Genomic DNA, 24,054 nt, shown 5'->3' with positions numbered 1-24,054 from the left:
TCCTCCTTCTAATTTTTGCCAGCAAAAAAGACCTTCGCCTAATAAAAGGCAAAGGTCTCGCTAAGCAAAATTGTTTGCTATCACAACCGATGGCTACGAACCATGTATTGACGACTGTGAAATAGGTTTCCCTACAGCTACTCCCCCTTGACATAAAGTCAAAGTCTATTGAGTTGTAATGCTAGTATAACATCTATCCTGCTTGAACAAAAATGATAGGTACCGAATGCCACAACTTTTTTATTAACAAATGGCATCAAGCAATCGATTAGTTAGCCAAATTGATATTCAAAATGTATACCAGCTGCTGATTCAACTCTTCTGCTTTTTGCCGGAAATCCGTTCTGCTCCACTCAATGGCCATGCCGAGAATGGCATTTGCCTGATAAGCGCTCAGCATAGCGAAGTCTATTTCCGGCTTTAAAGCCAGGTTCATATCTTTTCTCAGCAAATCACGAACTTGATCGAATAAGAGGTAGTAATAAGACATCGGCACCGTTTTGGAAAATACAATCCGGTAAAACCGTTTGTACTTTTCAATATGATGAAAAATGCGGATGGTCGATGGATTCAGTTCTCTGGGATTTAAAATTTTTGTGTGACGGTAAGGTTCTTGATAAGAATCCGTTAAGTCTTTCATGATTTCCTTATAATAATCTTCAAACAAATCTTCTATCTGGCCATAATGCAGATAAAATGTGCCTCGGTTGATTTTTGCCAATCGGCAGATTTCCGTGATGGAAATTGATTTCAAGGCCTTCTCCTGCAACAAAATCAATAAAGCTTCTTCTAAGGCTTGTTTGGTTTTGATCACCCGCAAATCGCTTCGCATCTTTCATTCTCCTTTTACTGAACAGATTTTCACGTTTTGTTGTTTATTGAACAGTATGGTTTTATTTGATTATTGAAAACGTTTTCTTCCTTCACTATACTTTTTAATAGACAGATGTTCAATAAAATAACAGGAGGTTTTGAGGATGAGATTAGAAGGTAAAGTGGCGATTGTTACAGGGGCTGCTTCAGGAATGGGCAAAGCGATTGCTGAAGGCTACGCCAAAGAAGGTGCGAAAGTCGTGGTGTCCGATTTGAATTTGGAAGGCGCTTCTGCAGTTGCCGAGTCCCTTAAAGAATCAGGAGCTGAAGCCATTGCTGTTAAAACAAATGTCACTTCTGAAGACGATTTAACCCGCCTTTTTGAAGAAACGAAGCAAGCTTTCGGCAAACTCGATGTTCTTGTGAATAATGCGGGAATCATGGATGGCATGGAACCGGTCGGGGAAATTTCAAACGAACGATGGGAGCGTGTTTTTGCGGTCAACACGACGGCAGTCATGCACGCTATGCGCCTTGCTATTCCAATTTTCCTTGAACAAGGGCACGGTGTCATCGTCAATAACATTTCAGCTGGCGGCTTGTACGGCGCTCGTGCCGGCGCTGCCTATACCGCATCTAAACACGCTGTTGTTGGATTGACTAAAAACACGGCATTTATGTACGCGGACAAAAACATCCGCACGAACGGCATTGCGCCCGGAGCTGTCATGACAAACATCGGCAGCACAATGAGCAATATCAGCGAAGCGGGCATGGGCCGCCAACAGCTTGGCATGGCATTGAACCCGCGTGCGGGGCAGCCGGAAGAAATTGCAAACATGGCCGTTTTCCTTGGTTCAGACGAAGCAAGTTTCGTAAATGGCCAAGTGATCGGTGTCGACGGCGGCTGGACCGCTTATTAAGGATTGGAATTCTCTAATGCTGTTGAGAAGACATTGTATCTCTAAATGTTGGACTCGAATTAAACCAGCAGCACTCTAAATATAAAACAAGCCGCTGTGTGGATACTTAAAGCAATGTATCCACACAGCGGCTTGTTTTGCCTTTACTGATTCTTTTTCCCAAACACTCTTTCTGTCAGCCGCTTGCAGTTGTTCTGGTCAAAAAAATCGATGAACTGCGGTGCCATGCTGTACCATTTGTTAAAGTTGACGCCTTCAACAGCGATTTCTTTCAGAAACTCATAAACTTCCTCAACCGTTTTGGCTTTATAGCCGTACAAATCCTTATTCAAATCCATGTAGATGCCGCGCTTCTTTTCCCAATCTTCCTGATCGAATAAATAAAAGATGATCGGCTTGTTTAAATAGAGAAAATCCCAGGACACGCTGGTGATGTCGGTCAGCAGCATGTCATTTTCTTCAATGGCCTGTGAAATGGAAAGCTGGTCAAAGCCGATAAAGTGGACACGCTCGCTAGTGATTTCATTAAAATGGCTTTCAAAGCGCTGCATGAATGGATGCAGCGCTACGGTAACTTGCATATTCTGGCTTTCCAAAAGCTCCTGAATTCCAGCGTGTTTCAGCAATTCGCTGGTATGCACAAAGTAATCGCTTTTTTCAAATTCTCTGCTGTCCGATTCCATCAGCCATTCCCGCCATGTCATCATCGCCAGTACTTTCTTCACATGTGGTGCCGGCTGATTGGCCGTGTAGCGGTCAAACCGTGGAAAGCCGGTCACAATCAGTTTTTCTTGAGGGATTTTCCACTCGTCCCGTTTGATCCGCATTTCAAACTGGGACGCGCAATTAAAAAAGTCCGTTCGCTTTAAAAGCGGCACATCTTCTTTTTGAATTAAAATCTTTTTAAAGCCTTCAATGCCATGGCTGACATGCGTCATGACCGTTTTGGTATTCAGGAATAGAAATTTATGTGCGGAAGGCGCAAGATCATATCGGATCGAATGGCCATGAAAAGAGTAATCCGCTTGAAAGAACAGGAAATAATTCCGGAAGCTGCCGAGGGCCAATGCATTACGTATTCCTTGTTCTTCCGCATAATTCGTTTTTGGATCGTAAAGCCAGTATACCTCCATGGTATCGGCATATTGCTTGTTTAAATATTGATGCAGGACCGAAGCATTATCTTCGTACTTTTCTCCAAGATTGCCGCCGACCAGCACTATTGGTTTACCGCTTCTGTTTTTCAGCAATTTTGCAGCGGCAAATGCTAAAGCGATTTTAAACGGCGACAAGATCCTTTTCCCTCTCTCTTCTTCCTTCAGCTTCATAACTTCACTCTTTTCTTTAGATGAGATAGTGGCTCTATTTTTTCACACTTTCCCTGCTCTGTCTATGCAGGGAAAGTAGATTTTATTTAATTTTCCAACAATTTAAAAAGTTATAATGGTAACATGAAGACAGCTAAACCAGAAAACTTCAAAGAAATTAGGAGGAAGATTAAACATGAGCCAAACCGCTGCATCGCCTTTTGGAAGTTGGAAATCACCTATCACGGCAGATTTGATTACACGGGGCACTGTCGGAATTGTAAACGCAGTTTTAGAAGGACAAGACCTTTATTGGACTGAAGAGCGGCCTGCAGAAGCAGGGCGCAACACAGTGGTGAAAAAAACGGCAAATGGAACGGCCATAGAACTGACGCCTTCCCCGTTCAATGTCCGCACACGCGTCCATGAATACGGCGGTGCCCCTTTTGTGGTTCATAATACAGACCTCTATTTTTCCAACTTTGATGACAACTTGCTTTATCTCCGGCAAGGAGAACACAATTTCCAACCGATCACCTCGGATCCGCATCGCCGTTATGCCGATGGAGCGGTTGATGCTTCTCGCGGCCGTTTATACTGGATCCGTGAAGACCATACCAACTCCTCCATTTACGCAGAAACAGCCATTGTGGTGATGGACCTTGATGGCAGCAACGAACGCGTTATTCTGTCCGGCAATGATTTCTATTCAAATCCCCGCATCAGCCCAGATTTTAAGCAGCTGGCTTATTTGACGTGGAACCACCCTAACATGCCTTGGGATGATACACAATTATGGCTGGCCGATTTGAATGAAGATGGCTCTGTTTCCAATGCCCGTATGGTGGCAGGCGGTTCGAACGAATCGATTATACAGCCGGTCTGGTCACCGGGCGGCGTGCTCTGTTTTCTTTCTGACCGCTCAAACTGGTGGAACATTATGCGATTGAACGGCAGTGAAGCGGAACCGGTCTGTCCGATGGAAGCGGAATTCGGCGGTCCGAGCTGGGTATTCGGCGAAGCAGATTTTGCTTTTCTGGATGAGTCGACCATTCTTGCATCGTATGCGCAGAACGGCATTATGCACTTGGCCACAATAGATGCCAAAAGCGGCGATGTCACGCCCGTTAAAAACCGGTTCACTTATTTCTCTTCCATCCATTCAAATGGCGGCGAAGCCGCTTTTATCACTGCTTCGCCGACAGACTTTCCGCGTGTCGTGAGGCTGGATGCGAATGGCCAGCTGGAAGAAGTCAAGGCAGCTTCCGATTTGCCATTAAATGAAAATTACCTATCCATCCCGGAAGCCATTGAATATCCAACAGCAGGCGGCAAAACCGCCCATGCCATTTACTACCGGCCTAAAAATTCGGATCACGCAGCACCGGCGGGCGAAAAGCCTCCTTTGCTGGTGTCGGTCCACGGCGGCCCCACCAGTGCCGCTATTTCGGCACTTAATCTGGAATTCCAATTTTGGACAAGCCGCGGCTTTGCAGTCGTCGATGTCAATTACGGCGGATCCACCGGTTATGGCCGTGAATACCGCGAGCGCTTGAAAGGCAACTGGGGTGTGGTCGATGTGGAAGATTGCGCAAATGCCGTCAACTACCTGATTGAAAAAGGAGAAGTTGATGGAGAGCGGGCAGCCATTGTTGGCGGCAGCGCCGGCGGCTACACAACTTTGGCATCGCTCGTCTTCACGGATGTCTATAAAGCAGGAGCCAGCTATTTCGGACTCAGCGAACTGGAGATTTTCGCGAAAGAAACCCATAAGTTCGAATCCAAATACTTGGAAGGCTTGCTCGGTGCCTATCCGGAAGCGAAGCAGTTGTATTACGACCGTTCTCCCATCAACTTTACCAACCAATTATCATGCCCCGTCATTTTTTTGCAGGGCCTCGAAGATAAAGTGGTCCCTCCAAACCAGGCAGAGCTCATGGTAGATGCCTTGAAAGAAAAAGGCCTGCCTGTCGCTTATCTGACTTTCGAAGGCGAAGGGCATGGGTTCCGGATGGCAGAAAACATCAAACGTTCCATTGAAGCCGAACTGTATTTCTACAGCAAAGTCTTCGGCTTTGAGCCGGCTGATGACATTGAGCCGGTTCCTATTGAGAACTTGTCTGATTGAAAGCGGCAATGAGAAAAACTTTAAATCTCTATTAGGTGAACTATATAATTTGATAGTGATAGTGATAGGTATTTCGCAAAATAGCTTCGAAGCAATTGGCTGAACCATTTCGGCTGATTGCTTTGCGACGAGCTTGCGCAGGAGCACATGTTTTTGGCCGGGGACGTCTCCGCTGGTTTGCTCCATATCTAAGTGAGCAGTCATCAAAAGGCTATCTATATGAATATATTTTTACAGAAAGCTTCTCCAGCGCCGGCGCGTCCAGGGGCGAAGCGGAGCGATGAGACGAGTGTCCTTCTCGGCTCATTGCGGGAGCTCTGCCCGAAGCGTCCGAAGCGATATATTTAAGGAACATACTTTAGTTCAACTTATGTAGTCAAGATTTCTTGTTACAACTGAATTAAAAACGGAGCAGCCCTTTTAATGAGGCTGCTCCGTTTTCTTCTATATAAATAAAAAACCACCTTGCCCAAAGGCAAGGTGGTCTCGAAAATTTGCGGCGTCCAAGCCACGTTCCACAACGTGTTCCAATAAAGGATTGCTGGTCCGTCTTACGCAAACGAGCTCATCGCGTTTCTAACAGTAAAGCATATTGAGCCGGGTGTCAATCTATTTCGATCGGCGGGTATTTTGTTCCACCTGAATGTTAATTTAAAAAAGAGCTGCCGATAATAAGAAAATCGCCAAACCATGAGTCAGCGTCGAAGGCAGAATTCCATGCTTCCTCTGAACGAAACTGCAGATGATCCCTTCATAAAGAGTGAACAAAAGAAGGGGCAATCCTAGGCCTGTCACTGTCGTGGCCAGAAAAATATGCCCTGCGTAAAAAAAGAGAGCCGCTAAAAATGCTGCACGGATAGAACTGGTGACTGTTTCAAAATATCCCTGCAAATACCCGCGGAACAACACTTCTTCCATCAAATTACCCGATAACGCAAAAAACAATAAGAACGGCAAAATCACCTTTGGAAAAGAACCCCCTCTTTCTTCCAGCGGCATCCCCAGATAAATCAGCCAAAAAGGAAGCACCACTATTGCGGCGCCTGCCACTCCGACTAAATAGGATTTCAGTTTTTGATCACTAATCCAGAAAAGCAGCTTTTGCCTATCTTTTTGCAGAAAGACAATGCCCCCGGTCAAAATCAATGACATCAATCCTAAAGTTATTAGCACCATTCCATTTTCAGTAAACCGCATCCACGGTAGATTATGTATTAAGCCAAACTCCCAAAACTTGAAAGTCGACATATTGTCTCTAACTAAAATAAATCCTAAGATTAAAACCATGATTTTGATTTCAATGGGTTTCTTGGGAACAAGCAGATACAACACAACCAGAAGCAAAAAAACTCGGTATCACCCAATTAATGTAGCCTAAAAGTTGATCCATATTTCACCTTCTTCTGAGCTTTACTTTTCACCGCTATCCCAATTTACATACCAGGCATCTTCTTCGAACTCACCCCATTCAAGGATAAACCCTTCAGCCTTAATGGCCAGTCCACAAAATTCTGAGGTCTTCCAATCGATTCCAAAAAAATCAAAAATAAATCCTTTTTCATTTGCTTTTTTTGCAGATTTAACTATTTCCATTTGAGCCAAATCAATAAGGGAAACGGGCACTTCTTCAAATTCGGTTTCTTTGCCTTCTATATAAATGGCTGCTGGCTGAGCTTCAATATAGAGAATCGCCTGATGGGTGGAAACATCGGTAAAAGTGGCTTTGCATGGACCTGTTGATTTCGCGACCGGATATGGATTGAGCGGGTGCTGTTCGGAAATATAGACGTATGCAAATTCAAGCACAATATTCCCGTTTTCTTCTTCAATGCGTTTTATATGGCAATCATGGAAGTCGAACAAATTAAAATGCTCTTCAGTCGTTTTGAATTTAAAACCAGTCACGTCGGCTTCAGTTCTCCTCTCCACTCTTCTTTACGCAGCTCATTTTACTTAATTCGTCTTTTGGTTCTTAATTCCTTTGTCTAACTAAAAAAGAAGCAGCCAGAAATCAGCTGCTTTTTCGCACTATTTCTTTAAAAAAGCTGACACGGTCGTTATAATTTTTTCCGGTTCTTCTACGTTCGGTGCATGTCCTGACTGCTCAAATTCGACAAATGTGGAATTCTGAATGAGTGATGCCAGTTCTTGTCCCCTCACTGGAGGATTCAATCCATCGTAAGAGCCGCTGATGATCAGCGTTTGGGCTGTGACAGTCGGCAGCGCTGAACGAAAATCAAATCCTTCCAATGCCTTATTGGCAGCGGCCATTTCCGTAAGGGATAATTCAGGTTCGATTTGCGCCATTTCTTCCTGCCATTTCTGAATGGCGGGCAAGTTATGGAAGACGTATTTCGACAAGTATTCCATTTGTTTTTGTTCTTCGATTCCTTCCAGCTCATCGGCATAGCGGGTCAGTAATTCTTGGGTGGAAGACGTTTTTCCGTGGGCTTTCGATACCACTAATACCAGCTTTTCCACACGGTCTGGATGCGCCAGCACAACGCCTTGCGCGATATAGCTTCCCATGGACACGCCAATAATATGCGCTTTTTTAATGCCCAAATGATCAAGTAACGCAATGACATCTTCAATATGGTCGTTCAGCGTAAATTTCACCGGTTTGTCTGATTTTCCATGTCCCCGGCAGTCAATAGCGATGACCCGGTATTCATTTTTCAAAAAATCCATTTCCTGCCTGAACATGGCGTGGCTCGAACCCAGGCCATGCAGCAGAATCACTGGCATCCCTTCCCCTGCTTCTTCATAATACAAGCGAACTCCGTTTGATATGAATTCCGGCATTTCTTTTCCTCCTTCAGTGAATTAAAGATTTCGCAGGTTTTTCATGCTGTGTCTTTTTATTCTATACCCGCTTTGCCGGCGTCTAGTTTACTTTTTCAAAATCACAGAAACTTTCCTAAAACCTTTTTCGTCTTAGCTTAAAATATATTCTCCTAAAACGGAGGTCTTTCATGAAAAACTTTTTACGCTTCGGTTATCTTCAGGCTCTGTCCTGTATTTTCCCGGCTATTATTTTTGCTGCACTGGCGTTTTCAAAGTTTGTGGAAATTCCGTTTTTGCCTTGCTACGATTTTATTCTGCTCGTTTGCATTGCCGCACAATTTGTCATGCTGGCTTCGAAACTGGAAACCTTTGATGAATTGAAAGTGATTTGTATTTTCCATGTGATCGGCCTTGCTCTCGAACTGTACAAAGTGCATATGGGTTCGTGGGCTTATCCGGAGCCGGCGAACTCGAAGTTTTTCGGGGTTCCACTTTACAGCGGCTTTATGTACGCCAGTGTTGCCAGCTATATTTGCCAAGCTTGGAGACGCATGGATTTAAAAATTTACGAATGGCCAAAGCCCTTTTTTACTATCGCGATTTCATTCCTCATTTACGCCAACTTTTTCACGCATCATTTCACTTACGATATTCGCTGGATTTTGAAAGTGCTGCTGTTCATGATTTTCTTCCGGACGTTTGTGACCTTCCAAGTGAACAGCCGCATCTATAAAATGCCGTTGATCTTGTCGTTTCTGCTGATTGGTTTTTTTATCTGGATTGCGGAAAATATCACAACTTTTCTGGGCGCTTGGCAGTATCCCGATCAGCAAGTTGCCTGGTCGCTTGTCCATATCGGAAAAATCAGTTCCTGGTTTTTATTGGTCATTATCTCAGTCATCATTGTGGCGCAATTAAAGCGGGTGAAAAGTTCAATGAAATACCAAGAAAAAGAACCCACTTCTCTGCCTGTGGCCATAAGGGATACTTATAAATAATCATCTTTAAATTCGAATTAACTTATCTTCGCTTTTAAGTTACGATGAAGAAAACAAGGAGGTGCGCTTATGGATCAAGCAGTTGAATTCAGGCAAGCCACACGACAGGATTTGGACCGCATTGTGGAGATGCTTGCGGATGATGTATTAGGGAGCCAGCGTGAACGCTATGAGCAGCCGCTCCCTGACTTTTATGTTCAGGCATTCAATGCCATTGCGGCTGACCCGAACAACGAACTGGTCGTCGCTTGCCTCGATGGTGATGTGGTCGGTGTGCAGCAAATTACATTCCTTCCTTATATTGTGCGACAAGGAGGCTGGCGGGCTACTATCGAAGGCGTCCGGACAGCATCGTCCGTTCGAGGACGAGGGCTTGGCAGCCAGATGATTTTGTATGCAGTCGAACGGGCAAAAGAGCGCGGCTGCCATTTGGTTCAATTGACTTCGGACAAGCAGCGTGAAGACGCTTTGCGGTTTTATGGACAGCTCGGCTTTGAAGCGACGCATGAAGGGTTTAAACTCAAGCTGACTTGAAGAATGGACTCCTGAATACAAACAAGCCTATTATCCGCGATGGATAATAGGCTCATTTTTGTCGAAAGCATCTTGGATCATGCAAATGCTTTTTCTTATCACCGCATGACTTTACTGGACCAAAATCCAACGATTGGAACTCTGTTTCAGCATTCAACTATACAAGGAGAAACAGCAAAGTAAATACCTCATGTGTTTTCTGTCCCCGTCTTACTTTTTCAAAATTTGGCCCAATGCCTGATCGAGCGTTTCGTATTTAAACTCGAATCCTGCACGTTCCAGCCGTTCCGGAAGGACCCAGCGGCTTTTCAAGATCAACTCGGTTTCAGTGCCCAGCGCCACAGCCCCCATTTCGAGCATCCATTTGGCTGCCGGCAGCCCGAGTTTCCGGTTCATCGCCTTGCGCATCGATTCCATCAGCTCGCGGTTGATGACAGGGTTTGGAGCAGAAGCGTTAATGATTCCACTTAAATCTTTATGGTCCAGCAAAAATAAGATGATGCGGAAGACATCTTCGACATGGATCCAGCTGAACATTTGCTTGCCTTTTCCTTGTTTGCCGCCAAGGCCAAAACGCACCATGTTTTTATACGGTTCCATGACGCCGCCTTCACCAAGTACGATTGCCATGCGGAGCGCCGCTTGACGAGTCTTAGGGAGCTGGAAAGCGAAAAATTCCTGTTCCCAGGCCTGGCCAACTTCAACGGAAAATCCGCTGCCAAACTCCCCTTTTTCTTCCGTCATCGGCCGGTCTTCCGCATGCCGGTAAATTGTCGCCGTGCTCGCATTGATCCAAAGCGGCGGCGGATTTTCACAAGCTGCCACCGCGTTGCCAAGAAGCTGTGTCGTTTTTGTCCGGGATTCCAATATTTCTTTTTTGTTTTTGGCGTTGTAGCGGCAATTGACCGATTTTCCCGCGAGATTGACGACCAGTTCTGCCCCTTCCAGCGCTGCCACGATGCCCCTATGGTCATTCCATAAAATCTGGTTGGATTGGCGAGAGATGATATGAACTTCATAGCCTTGTTCTTTAAATTGTTTCTCTAAATATTGGCCGATAAAACCCGTTCCGCCAGCAATCACAACTTTCTTTTTCAAGCCATTCCCTCATTTCTGTTCAGTTCTAAATTCCCAGTCATTTCTTATTGTACATGACGAAGGGAACAGCTTGAAGGGTGCATAGATTTTATGCAAAGCAACCTATTAGCCATACTTTTTCTGATGCTCTTTTTTACGCTTCAAATAATCTTCATCTTCCCTGATTTCATCCCATTTCTTTTTGAAAATGGCAGCAGACTCAGCTTTGACCGGATCGATTTGCCGCTCCTTGATTGTCCTGTCTTCGTTGTATTTTCGGCCGCCTTTATAATTGGTATAGCGCCGGGCGCGCGTGTAGCCCATCTGGATAAATTTCCGCGCCATGTCCATCCCGACAAAATCATCCTGCTTGCGGTATTCCTCGAACATCTCATAAATCTTGTCGCATGATTCCCGGGCGATTTCCGGCGTCTTAAAACGCCAATGCGGCAAAATCTCACTTTTATACGGCTCTACCAACAGCACGCCTTGCTCTCCTTTGCCGACACGGTATAGTTCCGGATGCTCCCGGAGATCCAAATTTTCGTAGTCTAAATCGTAATCAAATGCCATCTGCATGCACTCCTTTCGGTTTTTATACCCTGTTTGAATGGTAAAATGCCGATGTAAATGCCAACAACAGCGAAAAATTGCCGAGGCCAAAAGCGGCCTTTGTTTAAAGGAGCTGCTGTTTGGAGGAACACCGATTGTACCTCCAGAAACACCGATTAAAGTCCCGTTTAACACCGATAAGGCGTCATGGTCTTAAACGCCTTATCAGCACATTCCTTTACAGCGGCTCTTTTTTCGATTCCTTAATCAATGCTACAGCCAAACCATAAATGGCATAGGAAAAAGCAGAACATCCTCCAGGAATGTTCTGCTTTTATTTATTTTCAGAAGCAAATTGCTGCTTTAAAAGCTCATGCATTTTGTCTGCCTGAAGAGGCTTGCTGAAATAATACCCCTGAACTTCGGTGCATTCTTTTTCAACCAGGAAGTCTACTTGCTCTTTTGTTTCAACGCCTTCCGCGACAATGCATATATCCAGCGCTTTCGCTAATGTGATAACAGCCGATACGATGGCCGCATCGTCCTGGTTCTGTGGAAGATGCCGGATGAACGATTGATCAATTTTAATGGCGTCTGCACGAAATTGCTTTAAGTAAGTCAATGAAGCATAGCCGGTGCCAAAGTCATCAATCGACACCTTCACGCCGAGCTTCTGCAAGCTCTCCACCGCTTCCTGGATCACGGATTCATGGCTGCTCAGCACGCTTTCTGTAATTTCAATTTCCAGACAATCCGGCGGCAGCTCCAGTTCCTGCAATATCAATTGGACAAGAGCCGCCACGTCTTGTTTGATGAACTGTTTGACAGAAACATTGACCGCTACCCGGATATCAGGCCCTTCTGCCTCTCTCCATTCCTTCACTTGCCGGCAAGCATTCCGCAATACCCAAGCGCCTAATTCCAGGATAAACCCGCTTTCTTCTGCCAGAGGGATAAAAGTTGCTGGGCTGATGCTTCCTTTCTCCGGATGGTTCCAGCGGACTAGTGCTTCCATTCCAGTGATGCGCTTTTTCTTCAAGTTGATTTTCGGCTGGTAATGAAGCTCGAACTGCTGCAGTTCCAGTGCTTTGCGGAATTCGCCTCTTAACATATATAGTTCATACGCTTTGTCATCCATAGTGGCCTCATATACTTTGCCGGCGTTTCCGCCTGTTTCTTTGGCTTTGTACATAGCCACATCTGCGTTTTTCATCAGTTCGCCGATTGTTTTCCCGTGCTTGCCGAACAGGCTGACGCCAATGCTTGCGGTTACATGAAACTCTTGTCCTTCAATCATCAGCGGTTTTTCTGTTTCTTTCAAAATCTGATCAGCGACAAGGCGCATCTTTTGCTCATCAGTGACCTCTTGGAGCAGCAAGATAAACTCATCCCCACCCATTCGAGCAATAAAATTCTCTTTACCAATCACCTTTTCGATTCTTTTGGCAATTTCCTGAAGCAGCATATCTCCAAAGATATGGCCGAATGTATCATTCAGCGATTTAAACTGGTCAAGATCTATAAACATGACCGCCAAGTCCTCAGTTTGCCGAATCTTATCTGAAAACACTTCTTTAAAATAACGCAGGTTCGGCAAATTGGTCAGTGCATCATGTTTAGCCAAAAATTGAATTTCCTCTTCATGCCGGCTGCGCTCAATCGCAAGTCCAGACAGATAACTGAACGTTCTCAGCATATCAATCTCAATCTCTAATGGTTGCCGAACTTCGGGATAATAAACACCGAAGGTCCCGAGCAATGCATCATTCGTGGAGAGGATGGGCATCGACCAACAGGCACGGAACCCGTGGCGAAGAGTTTCCTGTCGCCATGGGGACCAGGAAGCAGCCTTCTCAATGTCTGTTACAATTGCAACTTTTTTGGTATAGGATGCATGGCCGCACGAAGCGAGATGTTTGCCCACCGGAAATTTATCGATCACCTTGATAAATTGTTCGGGCAATTTTGGCCCGTAGACAAAACGCAGCCAGTTGTGTTCCTTTTCATAAAACATGACGGAACAAATACCTTTGGATATTTTCTCCACCGTTTCGATGATGTAACGCATGATTTCTTCCAGCGGATCTCCTACTGCAATCTTGGCTAAAATGACAGTTTGCTCGTTTTTTAGTTGTTCTAGCTGGTTTTTTTCTGTCACATCTTTCACCATGCCATGGATGCCGATAATTTTCCCATTCAATTTCGTAGGAAGCGTGGTGATTTGCACATCCCGGGTTTTCCCGTCTTTGCAGCGCAGTTTAGATTCATACCACTGGGATGTCCCTTGTAATACTTTTTCAAAGTGCCTACCGGCTTCATCAAGCGATTCTGGAGCAAGCACTGAACGAAAGTTCATGCCAATTAGTTCTTCTCTGCTATAGCCGCTGATTATTTCGGATTCTTTATTAACGTCCAGAATGTTATCCTCTTTATCCAGAGAATATATTCCATCCGGATGGTCGCGAAATAACGATCTATACATCTGTTCATGTTCCAGTATTCCCGTAACATCTCTGCCCATGACAACAAGTGCGTCGGGAGAACCTTCTGAATTGTAAATCGGTATTTTGACTACGTCGTAAATGCGTTCTATTCCGTCAATTGTGATGGTTTCAGCAGTCTGAATCTGTGTTCCTGACTGCCAAGAGCGCCGGTCGGATTCGAAAAAGCGAGATAAATGTTCTTTGAAATATGGATAGATGCCCTCTATTTCTTTATCCGTCTTGCCAATTATCTCATCTCTATCTATACCAAAAACCTCTAACGTTCCCGCACTAACTTCCATCCACCGGCTTTCCGAATCCTTTAGGACAATGATTTCGTGACTCGCATTGATAATCGTTTGAATAGGCAGATTGCGTTTATGGCTTCCCATTTGTATTCAACTCGCTTTTCTTTTAGAGAGGATAAAGTTTCCTTTATTCAATGTCCAGATCGTAATAAAATATTATTTTTCAAATTCCCCTTTTTTAATGAGCAAGATAATTAGAGTAATTATAAGTTACATATGCAGTGCATTCTATAACTACATTTTCCTGATTTTCAGAAATATGCTAACGAAAGATGTTAAAAAATAATTTAAGGCTTGTTAGGTGGGCCATTTAATATAAGAGGTAATTTTAAACTCGCTTATATCAAAAAAATTAACGTATCTAAAGATTCCAATTTATTTAATTATTAGGTACTTTTATTTAATGTTTTTATATATAATGGAATAAATAGTGATATTAGAACTACCATCATTTCGACAAGGAGGAAATTATTCATGGAAAAGCCTATCTCCGATGCACTTCAGCATGAAAAGGAAAATCAGTCAAAAGTAGAGTTGATGGATCAATGCATTTCTTCATTAGAAGGTGAAATCAACGGCCTCGTAATTTGCAGGGCCATTCAGCAAGCTTTTGGGATGGATTTGTCTAAAGCCCGTATATTGGATAAAGAACTCGCCCTGCAGGCAGTCCATCTTTCCTCTCCCACTCTTCCGCCATCCGCAGCAGCAATAGACATCTACATAGAACAGCATGGCCGGGCTGTGTCCGGTTCTGAAATCCGCGCAATGCTCAACCGAATATTCGGCACGAATCTGGAAGGCATCTCGGCCTTGCATCAGCAGCGAATTTCACTGTACTCGAAAGATCAGTGGATTGTCCGAAATGATAAAGATTTATTTCTCGTCCATACTGGAACAGACGATGTTGATGTAAAAGTCGTACCGACTGCCTATTTCACTGAAAAAACCGGAATAGACAGCTTGCCTGAAGATTTGCAGCAGGAGTTATCCAACCTTGGCTTTGCTTTTGATGAACAAGTGGACGCTTATTACTTTTGCAATCCGAATGGAAAAGCCGTTCTTGATTTGTTCAAACGCCAGACAATGGGCGCTATTCATCGAGCCATTCAAAAATCTTATGCCACTTTATAGAACAATCCCCTTTTCACTAGTGAAAAGGGGATTGTGTTTTTATTTACCAAATGATGACAGGAACTTCACGCGGTCTCCCATTGGCGGTGTATTATTATCGACCAATGCCACTTCAAGGACTGCTGGTCCGTTCATATTCATGAGTTCTTCAAGAATTTCCGGATTCAAATCTTCCATTCCGTCCATTCTGTAACTTGGAATATTCATCGCTTTGGCCATTGCCGAAATATCAATCGGCTCCTGCTCAAATGCAGCGTGGACACGCTTGAATTGCAGCGCATGCCCATGATAAACCATCCCAAGACGTGCGTTGTTCATCACTACAAACAAGATCGGCAGATTGTACTCTTTCGCGGTCAAAATCTCCATGCCGTGCATAAAGAAACAACCGTCTCCGGTAATCGCTACAGTCGGGCGCTCAGGCTCCGCAAACTTCGAACCGATCGCTGCACTCAAGCCGCTGCCCATTGCTCCAAAATGGACATTGATGTCGAACGTCCCTTCATCTTTCACTTCCATATGGTGGATAACATAAGCCATGAATTCACCGATATCGATTGTATAGCGAGTTGAAGCCGGCAAATATTCCTGCAGTTTCAGCAATACGTTTTTGGTGCTGTATTCTTCGAGATTTGCTGGTGCTTCCTTGTATTCTAGAGGCTCTATCGTTTTGGCAGACAAACCGAGCGCCTTCAGTTCTTCAATCAAAAATACCAAACTTAGTTGAATATCGCCTAGAACAGGCACATCCACTTCGTATTTGCGGTTAAAGACCGACGCGTCGAAATCCAGCTGCACCAATAAACGGTCTTTTGCCATATTGGCGTTGTAATTGTTCGTCGCCGTTTCACCCAGGCTCGAGCCAACTACCAATAAAGTCTTCGCGTCGCCTTCATTCATCAATTTTGATGCTCCGTCGTTTCCGGCAAAACCGAAAACTCCCGCAAACAGCGGGTGGTCATGGCGGATGATTCCTTTTGCCTGAGGAGAAACCATAATCGGCCAATCCAACAGCTCTGCCAGCTCGATCAGCTGTTCAATTGAATTTCTTGCTCCCTGCCCTGCAAATATATAACCGCTCTTCCGCTCCGCCATTTCCTTAGCGGCTGTTTTGATTGCCTCAAGATCCGGCACCATATTTTCCCGCTTTACCGGAGCCGGAATTTCCACTTCTCCTACTTGGCTGTGCTGGATGTCGATCGGCATCGCGACATGCACGGGTCCTGGCACGCCAGAAATCGCAATTTCGGTTGCTTTGACAATTTCTTTCAACAAATCCTTGGCATCAGTCACTGTCACGCTGTATTTTGTCACAGATTTAAAGACAGGATCAGCATCCAATTCCTGTGAAGCGTTCAATCCCATTGTGCTGACTGGAACCGCTCCTGTTAAAAACAGAACAGGCAGATGTTCACGCATGGCATTGGCTGCACCAGTCACCAAATTAGTGCCTCCAGGGCCGCTGCTGCCGATGCAAACGCTCAATTGGTTGCTGTATTTCGCGTAGGAAGCGGCCATATAACCAGCGGCTCCTTCGTGCTTTGTAACGACTGGCATGATTTCTGGCATATCGTAAAGCTCGTTGAAGAATCCATTGACAGAACCTGCTGGAATACCGAAAACGTGCTTAACACCCATGCCTTGTAAATACTCTAATACTGAACGAACTGCTTTCATTTTTTAGCCTCCTGGTTTAATGTAATGTGTTGCTGTTGCTGTATAAGTACTTGTTAGCTAAATCTTTTGCTTCGATTGGTCTGCTGAAAAAGAATCCTTGCATGATGTAGCAATCTTTAGACATGAGGAAATCCAATTGTTCCTGAGTTTCAACGCCTTCAGCAATCACATTCAGCTTCAGGTTTTGGGCTAAGGTAATAATGGTGTCGGTTATAGCAGCATTGTCGCTGTCATGTTCAATATCCTGGACGAATGAGCGGTCAATTTTCAGCGCATCGATCGGGAAGTTTTTCAAATAACCCAAAGACGAATACCCGGTACCAAAATCATCGATGGCAATTTTAACACCCAGCTTTTTTAATTGCTTCATTTTTTCAATAGTCACTCCGGTATTGCGGATCAACTGGTTTTCAGTCAATTCGATGTGCAGGTTCTCAGGAGTGATTTCATATTCTTTTATGATGTCCCGGACCATTGATACCAGATTGTCTTCTTCAAACTGGCGGCCAGACAAGTTCACCGAAATACTCAGAGACGTATGGCCTGCTGCATGCCATTCTTTCAACTGCCTGCAGGCGTTTTTCAAGACCCATTTGCCGATTGGAATGATCAATCCTGTTTCTTCTGCTACTGGAATAAAGTCCACCGGTGAAATCATGCCTTCTGTTGGGTGCATCCATCTGAGCAGCGCTTCCGCCCCGATCAGCTGATTGGTCTTGCTGTCTATTTGCGGCTGATAATAAATAACCAGTTCGTCGTTATCCAATGCTTTGTATAAAGCATTCTCCAATTTGATGCTTTCCAGATTCCGGTTGCTCATATCGCTTTCAAAGAAGTGATAATAAGTCCCCGATTTTTCTTTGGATCTGTACATCGCGGCATCGGCATTTTTTATTAAGGTTTCAGCCGTATCTCCATCTTGCGGATACATGCTGATGCCGATGCTCGTTTTGATATAAACTTCGTTTCCTTTTAATGAATAAGGCTTTGCAAAGGCATCCATTACATCTTCCAGAACAGTTAAAACATCTTTTTTGCTTTTCACATTTGGCAGCACAATCGTGAACTCATCGCCGCCTTGCCGCGATACAATGGCTTCATCCGGAACGCTGGCTCTTAAGCGCCCTGCCGACTCCCGCAATAAAATATCTCCGTAGCTATGTCCAAGACTGTCGTTGATCAACTTGAAGCGGTCCAAATCCAAGTACATAATGGCCATTTTTTTACTTTTATACTTTGCAGCAACCAGTTCCTGGTTTAACCGGTCATTTAACAGCACCCGGTTTGGCAAGTCCGTCAAACTGTCATAATAAGCGAGGTATTTAATCTCTTCTTCCAATTGCTTGCGCTCTGAAATATCTTTGAAACTGACTACTTCGCCAAGAATATGGTTGCCGTCTTTTATCGAAGAAATGACATATTCCACTGAAAAACTGGAATGGTCTTTCTTGAAAAATTGTTGATTGGGTTCGAAATAAGCGGTTTCGGAAATTGGCGCTTTCTTTTTTCCGAAAATAACATCGGAAGATTTCCCAATCAGCTCTCCTGCTTCGTATCCAAGCATCGATTCGCTTGCCGGATTGCAGAAAGTGATCTTCCCTTCAAGGTCCAATCCAAAAAGTCCATCTCCGGCAGAGTTTAGAATCAATTCACGTTCACGGCTTAAGTTCCCTAATTCCGCTACAACTCGTTCAAGCTCATTGTTCTTAATCCGGATTTCGGAAGTTCTTTCTTCGATAATGACTTCCTGTTTCTCCATATACAATAGATTGGACAAAGTGGAAGCTGTGGCATCTGCTAGAGACTGTGCCAATTGCATATCCGCTTCTTTGAAGGAAAGTTCGTTTTCCTCGAATTCCGGAACAGCCAAAGCCCCTAAAACTTCACCCATGGCAATCAACGGCATCATAAACATGCCTTTTATCCCAAAGGTTTTACAGACTTCATGGTTTGGCCGGTCATCTTCAAAAACATTAGGAATCAAAAGCCGTTTTTTGGTTCGGATTACTTCCTTAAACACACCATCATTTAATGTGTCAAATTGTGCTTTGCTATGTGTGGCCAACCAGTCTTCTTCTGTCCAATCACTGTCTTTACTCAGATTGGCAGGCTGGATTTTTTTCTCAGCTTGCGGATCCAGCAAATGGACCCCGACATTATAATTGTTCAATACATCCCCGACATAAGAAAAACATTTATCCAAAGCTTCATTCATCGTTGAGCACATCGACAATTCCCGCGTAAAATCAAGCAGCACTTGCTTTTCCGCCAATAAATTTTCTTTGCGGCTTAAGTTGGTGGCATTGCGGATGGCAACGCCTGCCATATTGACATAAGCTTCGACCGTTTGGATTTCTTCATCTTTTAAATCCATCGGAATCCCATAGTCGAATAAAAACACCAGACCGAACAATTCGTCTTCATACGTGATCGGCAGCCCAAGAAGCGATTTAATCTGGAAACTTGAGACAGCCCGTGGATCCGGCCGGGTATCATTGGAAGTATCCGGGATATAAATCGTTTTCTTTGTTTCCATTACTTCTTTTGCCAGCAAATCATATTCCATATCGATAAAATGCATATCCAGCGTCATGCCATTTATAATTTCAGGCTTTCCAACATATCCCCGGAAATCTCCGTTTTCTTCCGGCAAGTAAATCCCGACTGAATCACACTGAACAATTTCCTCAGAAATTGCTGTAATTACATGTTCCAGCACTTCCCTCAATTCGAGTTTCGTGTTTATTAATTTTGTAATTTGTGCAAGCCGAGAATACCGTGTTTGTTCTTTTCGCATTCATACGCTCCTCAGTTCTATTAGTTAATCAGCACAATATAATGGATAATTCCAATAAATGCCTTACTTCCTTTAATTTTAACACTTTTTTGGAATAAATATACTGTTTAAATACAATACTTCTGCATATCCTACCACAAAATCTAGTTATATTGAATTAAAATTCCGTCAGTCTTTTGTACTGATTATCCATAAAAAAAACTGCCCACAAATGTGGACAGTTCTAATTACATTTTTACTTCTATTCCTGAATCTGCCGCCTGTGCTTTCGCAAAAACACCCTTGGCGACTGCCAGATCAAAATATGCCGCTCCGACGGATTTGAAGAACGTGATTTCCTGTTCCGATTCGCGTCCAGCTTTATCGCCTTCTATAAGTTCGCCAAGTTCGCCATGAATACCATCAAACGACCAATTGCCATTTTGGGCGCAGTGAATCAATTCGCCGGCTTCTTCCCGCACGCCTGCCAAATCGTCCGCGACGATTTTATCTGTCCGGGACACCGTGACTTCATCCACTTCCCGCATGCTTGGCAAGTAGGAACCGACTCCATTGATATGGGTGCCTGGCTGCAAATCCCGGCCATCAAATACAGGATCATTCGAACGCGTGGCACAGCAGATGATGTCTGCTTGTTTGACCGCTTTTTGAACGTCCGTTTCGACTTTGAACGGAATATTCACTCCGAAAGCTTCCAATTTCCCCCCGAAGGCTTGTGCCTTCTCAGGCGTCCGGTTCACCAAAATGATGTGCTCGATTGCACGGACCTCGAGCACACCGAGCACTTGTTCAAATGCCATTGCCCCAGTGCCGATGACGGTAAGGATTTTACTGTCCTCTCTTGCCAGACGCTCGGTCGCAATAGCACTCAAAGCCCCTGTACGCAAACGCGTTAAATAGGAAGCTGTCATGAGTGCCACGTGCTGGCCGTCTGTTGCATCCGTCAGCAAAATCATGCCTTGTGTCGTCGGTTTTCCCTGCGCCGGGTTTTCTGGAAAAATCGTCACGATTTTCACGCCGGCAATATCTCCTGCCAAATCGGCGCTCGGCATATAAAGAGATGATGCCTGGCGTTCAGGGAAATCCAGAACGGTGCGATGCGGATTATCAATCTTGCCTTGCTGTTTCGCTTTTAAGATGGCGGTGATGTCTTGGATGGCATCTGCCATTTGATAAGTTTCCTGAATCTGCTTTTCATTGATGATGAGCATGGTTTCCTCCTTTAATGAAAGCGGCTTATACTCGGCTTTCTTTCACTGCCACTTTCGGTGCTGCTTGTTTTCCGCTTAAATCTTTCACTGCCCAAATAGCGGCAAGTGAAATCAATGCGGTGATGATAATATAAATGGCCACTGGTACATAAGAGTTATCAAAGCGCGCCAGCAACGCTGTTGCGACAAGCGGCGCTGTACCGCCTGCCAATGCTGCCCCGATCTGATAGCCGAGCGTTACGCCTGTATAGCGGACTTTGGCCTCAAAGATTTCAGAGAACATCGTGCCGAGCACCGCGGTAATCGGAGCCCAAATGATTCCCAGTCCGATAATCGTTGCTACTACAAGCAACAGCACCGATCCTTGCTGGAGCATCCAAAAATACGGGAAAGCGAATAACCCCATTGCCACAGTACCGGCAATATACATTTTTTTGCGTCCGACTTTATCAGACAGCGAACCCATTATCGGGATTAGAATGGTCGTGATGACGGTTGCGATCATTACCGATCCCAAGGTGGCTGTTTGTGAAAACCCGAGAGTTGTCGTCGCATACGACACAACAAACGTACCGAAAATATAGAATGGTGCCGTCTCCACCACTTTTGCACCAATCGCAATCAGCACTTCGCGCCAGTGGTATTTCAATGTATCAACAATCGGCAGTTTTGGAATTTCTCCCGATGCCTGCACTTTCTTGAATTCCGGTGTCTCATCGATTCCTTTACGGATCCATAACCCGAAAATGACTAAAAATGCGCTCAAGATAAACGGCACGCGCCAGCCCCATGTCATAAACGCCCCGTCTGGAAGCAGCGTCATCACCCATAAAGCGAGGGTTCCCATGACCATCCCGATGGTTACACCCATTTGCGGAATACTGCCGAAGAGCCCGCGCTTTTCAGGAGGAGCATATTCCGTCGCAAGCAACAGTGCGCCTCCCCATTCGCCGCCAATTCCAAGTCCTTGCACCAAACGCAAGGTGATCAATAAAATCGGAGCCCAAATGCCGATTGCCTGGTAAGTCGGCAATAAGCCCATCCCGAATGTCGCAAGTCCCATTAAACTTAATGTAATGACCAAGGTTTTCTTGCGCCCGATGCGGTCACCGATATGGCTGAAAATAATGCCTCCGAAAGGCCGGATGAAAAATGACAGCGCAAATGATGCATAAGCCAGCATCAGTCCGACTGTCGGATCTTCGTTGACAAAAAATAATTGATTAAAAACAAGTGCTGCCATCGTTCCATATAAGAAATAATCAAACCATTCAATTGAACTTCCCACTAAACTTGCCGTTAAAATACGCCTTGTCTGCTTTTTATCCATACTATTTCCCCCTTGAATAAAATAATAGAAATTGAAGTACCACTTCAATTCATCCCCTTTCATCAGTTTAGACAGTTACAAATTTTCTGTCAACAGGTTTTGTTTTTCATTGCTGTGATTCTTTCAAGTAAGGTATGATGAAGCGAGATATCACAATAAAGCGAGGAAATGCATATGCCTACTGGTTCAATAGGTACCACTTTAAAAGACCTTCGCAAAGAGCGAAAAATGACATTAAAGGAATTGGCTGATGAAACCGGCGTATCCATCAGTTTTCTGTCGCAAGTGGAGCGCGGAAAATCGAGTGTCACTTTGGAATCGCTGCGGAAAATTTCAGATGCTCTGAAAGTAGACACGAGCGCTTTTTTTACGGATGGCGATGCCGAACAGGATGACCTGGCTGACCGTCTGGAACGATTCTACTATAAAGATTTATCAAATGGCGTGAAGGAAGCGGGCTTTTCCCCGATCCTTGTCACTTTGCATCCCGGTGACAACAAAGGCAATGCTTTCGCGCACAATGGCTATGAGTTTATCTTTGTCGTGGAAGGTGTGCTGACGGTGGAAGTTGACGGCCAGCGATTTGAACTCACTGAGCAGCAATCCACGCTGTTCGATGCCCGCAAAACCCATTACTGGTTCAACATGACCGAACGGGATGTCCGGTTTCTGGTCGTCTCATCCAAAACGAATTAAGGAGAGTGTCTGATGAACGCACAATTAAACCCAGCAGTTGACCAATACATCGAAGAACTTCCCGAACATGTCCAAAAAATGGCCGTTGAATTGCGCCAATTGATTTTTGAGGTTTCCGAACAAATGAAAGAAGAAATCAAATGGGGGAAACCCAGCTATTCACGAGATGGATTGGTGTGCTACCTGCAAACTGCCAAAAGCCACATCAATTTCGGATTTTATCAAGGAGCTCAGCTGGATGACCGCGATGGGTTACTGGAAGGCGACGGCACGAAAATGCGCCATATCCGCGTCAGAAAGATGGATGACATCCAGCCTCAAGCTTTTAAGAACTTGATTTGGGAAGCGATTGAGTATAATAAAAAACGACAAAAAGGATGACTCCGCGGAGTCATCCTTTTTGTCATTTACGCCCAAGTTGCGGCTGGATATGCCCAAGTTTGGTTGCTTTATGCCCAACTTTAGCTGTTTTATGCCCAACTTCCATCCTGTTATGCCCAACTCACCAAAATCACTGATTTATTTCTCCGCTATCGCTTCAAAAGTGATGCACTGACCTTCTTTAGTCGGGTATTCACCGTATCGGTAATCGGCTGAAACAGTGATATCTTTAAAACCAGTCTGCTCCAATACCATCATAAACTCCTCCACGCCATACCAGCGCATCGGGAAACGTTCTAGTTCGGTGGCGATGAGTTTTCCTTCGCGCCACTTTTCATAGCGGCCGTGGGAAACCGTGTATTGATTCACCCAGTCCACTTCTACTTTCTTATTTTCCAGTGTAATCGTATCACCATTTTCCAGTGTCCATGTACGAGTTGAAATTTTCCCTAAGTCGATTTCCCGCTGCAAATACAAGTCGACAATCAGCTTGCCGCCGTCTTCCAGATGATAATGGAAGTTCCGCAATGCTTTCAAAGATTGTTCCCGCTCATGCAGCAGCAAAAACGTACCGGTCGGAATAATGATGACATTGTATTGCTGATCTGTTGAAAACGACTCCATTCTTCCTTTAAACAAGTTCGGACTCAAGTTTCTTTGACGGCAGTTGTCCCGGCATTTCTCGAGCATTTCCGCGGAAACATCAAATCCATCCACTTCATATCCTGCTTCAAGCAATGGAATAAGCATTCGCCCTGTTCCTACTGCCGGCTCTAAAATGCGTCCGCTTGTTTTCCTCAGACGTTCTTGGTAATATTCGATATCACCGAAAGAACTGCCGATTGGTTTGTCCAGGTCGTAAACTTCTGTCGATAGTTTGCTGTAGTAATTTAGCAATCCATTTCCCCCTTAATTTGTAAG

At 44.6% G+C, this 24,054-nt stretch carries 20 protein-coding genes; 7 read left to right on the top strand and 13 right to left on the bottom strand.

Translation table 11 applies throughout. The annotated features are described in order from the left end of the window. Positions 1–268 precede the first annotated feature (268 nt). Positions 269–832: a TetR-like C-terminal domain-containing protein gene (locus QWY16_RS03400; protein ID WP_300991453.1), complete on the bottom strand. Its 564-nt coding sequence runs from the start codon at positions 830–832 to the stop codon at positions 269–271. A 145-nt stretch (positions 833–977) separates the two neighbouring features. On the opposite strand from QWY16_RS03400, the gene QWY16_RS03395 reads away from it, so the two are divergent. Next, complete coding sequence (locus QWY16_RS03395) at positions 978–1,736, top strand: SDR family oxidoreductase (RefSeq protein ID WP_300991452.1); 759 nt, start codon at positions 978–980, stop codon at positions 1,734–1,736. Positions 1,737–1,879: 143 nt separating this feature from the next. Here the strand turns inward: QWY16_RS03395 and QWY16_RS03390 are convergent, their stop codons facing one another. Further along, positions 1,880–3,064: a CDP-glycerol glycerophosphotransferase family protein gene (locus QWY16_RS03390; RefSeq protein WP_300991451.1), complete on the bottom strand. Its 1,185-nt coding sequence runs from the start codon at positions 3,062–3,064 to the stop codon at positions 1,880–1,882. A 175-nt stretch (positions 3,065–3,239) separates the two neighbouring features. Here QWY16_RS03390 and QWY16_RS03385 point away from each other — a divergent pair, with 175 nt between their 5' ends. Beyond that, a complete protein-coding gene (locus tag QWY16_RS03385) occupies positions 3,240–5,171 on the top strand; it encodes a S9 family peptidase (protein WP_300991450.1) in 1,932 nt (643 codons plus the stop codon). 651 nt (positions 5,172–5,822) lie between these two features. On the opposite strand, the gene QWY16_RS03380 is transcribed toward QWY16_RS03385, so the two are convergent. The 3 genes from QWY16_RS03380 to QWY16_RS03370 all read right to left on the bottom strand — a co-directional run bounded on the left by QWY16_RS03380 (position 5,823) and on the right by QWY16_RS03370 (position 7,976). After that, a complete protein-coding gene (locus QWY16_RS03380; protein ID WP_300991449.1) occupies positions 5,823–6,458 on the bottom strand; it encodes a CPBP family intramembrane glutamic endopeptidase in 636 nt (211 codons plus the stop codon). Positions 6,459–6,581: 123 nt separating this feature from the next. Then, on the bottom strand, positions 6,582–7,076 hold the full coding sequence (locus QWY16_RS03375) for a hypothetical protein (RefSeq protein WP_300991448.1): 495 nt from the start codon (positions 7,074–7,076) through the stop codon (positions 6,582–6,584). Positions 7,077–7,199: 123 nt separating this feature from the next. After that, the gene (locus QWY16_RS03370; protein WP_300991447.1) at positions 7,200–7,976 is read right to left on the bottom strand and encodes an alpha/beta fold hydrolase; all 777 of its coding nucleotides are present in this window, start codon (positions 7,974–7,976) and stop codon (positions 7,200–7,202) included. A gap of 170 nt (positions 7,977–8,146) precedes the next feature. Between QWY16_RS03370 and QWY16_RS03365 the strand changes: the two genes are divergently transcribed. After that, positions 8,147–8,956: a DUF817 domain-containing protein gene (locus QWY16_RS03365; RefSeq protein WP_300991446.1), complete on the top strand. Its 810-nt coding sequence runs from the start codon at positions 8,147–8,149 to the stop codon at positions 8,954–8,956. 69 nt (positions 8,957–9,025) lie between these two features. Continuing rightward, positions 9,026–9,490 (top strand): GNAT family N-acetyltransferase, encoded by a 465-nt coding sequence (locus QWY16_RS03360; protein WP_300991445.1) that lies wholly within the window; start codon positions 9,026–9,028, stop codon positions 9,488–9,490. Between the two features lie 210 nt (positions 9,491–9,700). Here QWY16_RS03360 and QWY16_RS03355 read toward each other — a convergent pair whose 3' ends face one another. From QWY16_RS03355 to QWY16_RS03345, 3 genes are all read right to left on the bottom strand, one after another. Beyond that, on the bottom strand, positions 9,701–10,588 hold the full coding sequence (locus QWY16_RS03355; RefSeq protein ID WP_300991444.1) for a TIGR01777 family oxidoreductase: 888 nt from the start codon (positions 10,586–10,588) through the stop codon (positions 9,701–9,703). A 105-nt stretch (positions 10,589–10,693) separates the two neighbouring features. Beyond that, the gene (locus QWY16_RS03350) at positions 10,694–11,140 is read right to left on the bottom strand and encodes a DUF4385 domain-containing protein (RefSeq protein WP_300991443.1); all 447 of its coding nucleotides are present in this window, start codon (positions 11,138–11,140) and stop codon (positions 10,694–10,696) included. A gap of 313 nt (positions 11,141–11,453) precedes the next feature. Further along, positions 11,454–13,994, bottom strand: coding sequence for a bifunctional diguanylate cyclase/phosphodiesterase (locus tag QWY16_RS03345; protein ID WP_300991442.1), 2,541 nt, complete (start codon positions 13,992–13,994; stop codon positions 11,454–11,456). 390 nt (positions 13,995–14,384) lie between these two features. Between QWY16_RS03345 and QWY16_RS03340 the strand changes: the two genes are divergently transcribed. Then, positions 14,385–15,041, top strand: a complete 657-nt coding sequence (locus QWY16_RS03340; protein WP_300991441.1) for a hypothetical protein — start codon at positions 14,385–14,387, stop codon at positions 15,039–15,041. Between the two features lie 39 nt (positions 15,042–15,080). Here the strand turns inward: QWY16_RS03340 and QWY16_RS03335 are convergent, their stop codons facing one another. The 4 genes from QWY16_RS03335 to QWY16_RS03320 all read right to left on the bottom strand — a co-directional run bounded on the left by QWY16_RS03335 (position 15,081) and on the right by QWY16_RS03320 (position 22,056). Beyond that, positions 15,081–16,718 carry a thiamine pyrophosphate-binding protein gene (locus tag QWY16_RS03335; protein ID WP_300991440.1) on the bottom strand — a complete coding sequence of 546 codons (1,638 nt, stop codon included), beginning with the start codon at positions 16,716–16,718 and terminating at the stop codon, positions 15,081–15,083. 16 nt (positions 16,719–16,734) lie between these two features. Next, positions 16,735–19,515, bottom strand: coding sequence for a bifunctional diguanylate cyclase/phosphodiesterase (locus QWY16_RS03330; RefSeq protein ID WP_300991439.1), 2,781 nt, complete (start codon positions 19,513–19,515; stop codon positions 16,735–16,737). A 227-nt stretch (positions 19,516–19,742) separates the two neighbouring features. Beyond that, complete coding sequence (locus QWY16_RS03325) at positions 19,743–20,726, bottom strand: ornithine cyclodeaminase family protein (protein WP_300991438.1); 984 nt, start codon at positions 20,724–20,726, stop codon at positions 19,743–19,745. Positions 20,727–20,751: 25 nt separating this feature from the next. Continuing rightward, positions 20,752–22,056, bottom strand: a complete 1,305-nt coding sequence (locus QWY16_RS03320) for an MFS transporter (RefSeq protein WP_300991437.1) — start codon at positions 22,054–22,056, stop codon at positions 20,752–20,754. Between the two features lie 174 nt (positions 22,057–22,230). Between QWY16_RS03320 and QWY16_RS03315 the strand changes: the two genes are divergently transcribed. Beyond that, on the top strand, positions 22,231–22,752 hold the full coding sequence (locus QWY16_RS03315; protein WP_300991436.1) for a helix-turn-helix domain-containing protein: 522 nt from the start codon (positions 22,231–22,233) through the stop codon (positions 22,750–22,752). A gap of 12 nt (positions 22,753–22,764) precedes the next feature. Further along, on the top strand, positions 22,765–23,133 hold the full coding sequence (locus tag QWY16_RS03310) for a DUF1801 domain-containing protein (protein ID WP_300991435.1): 369 nt from the start codon (positions 22,765–22,767) through the stop codon (positions 23,131–23,133). A 138-nt stretch (positions 23,134–23,271) separates the two neighbouring features. Here QWY16_RS03310 and QWY16_RS03305 read toward each other — a convergent pair whose 3' ends face one another. Further along, positions 23,272–24,030, bottom strand: coding sequence for a class I SAM-dependent methyltransferase (locus tag QWY16_RS03305; RefSeq protein WP_300991434.1), 759 nt, complete (start codon positions 24,028–24,030; stop codon positions 23,272–23,274). Positions 24,031–24,054: the final 24 nt, after the last annotated feature.

This window comes from Planococcus shenhongbingii, from assembly GCF_030413635.1.
GTDB lineage: Bacteria > Bacillota > Bacilli > Bacillales_A > Planococcaceae > Planococcus > Planococcus shenhongbingii.
This window is presented reverse-complemented; position numbering and strand designations above follow the sequence as displayed.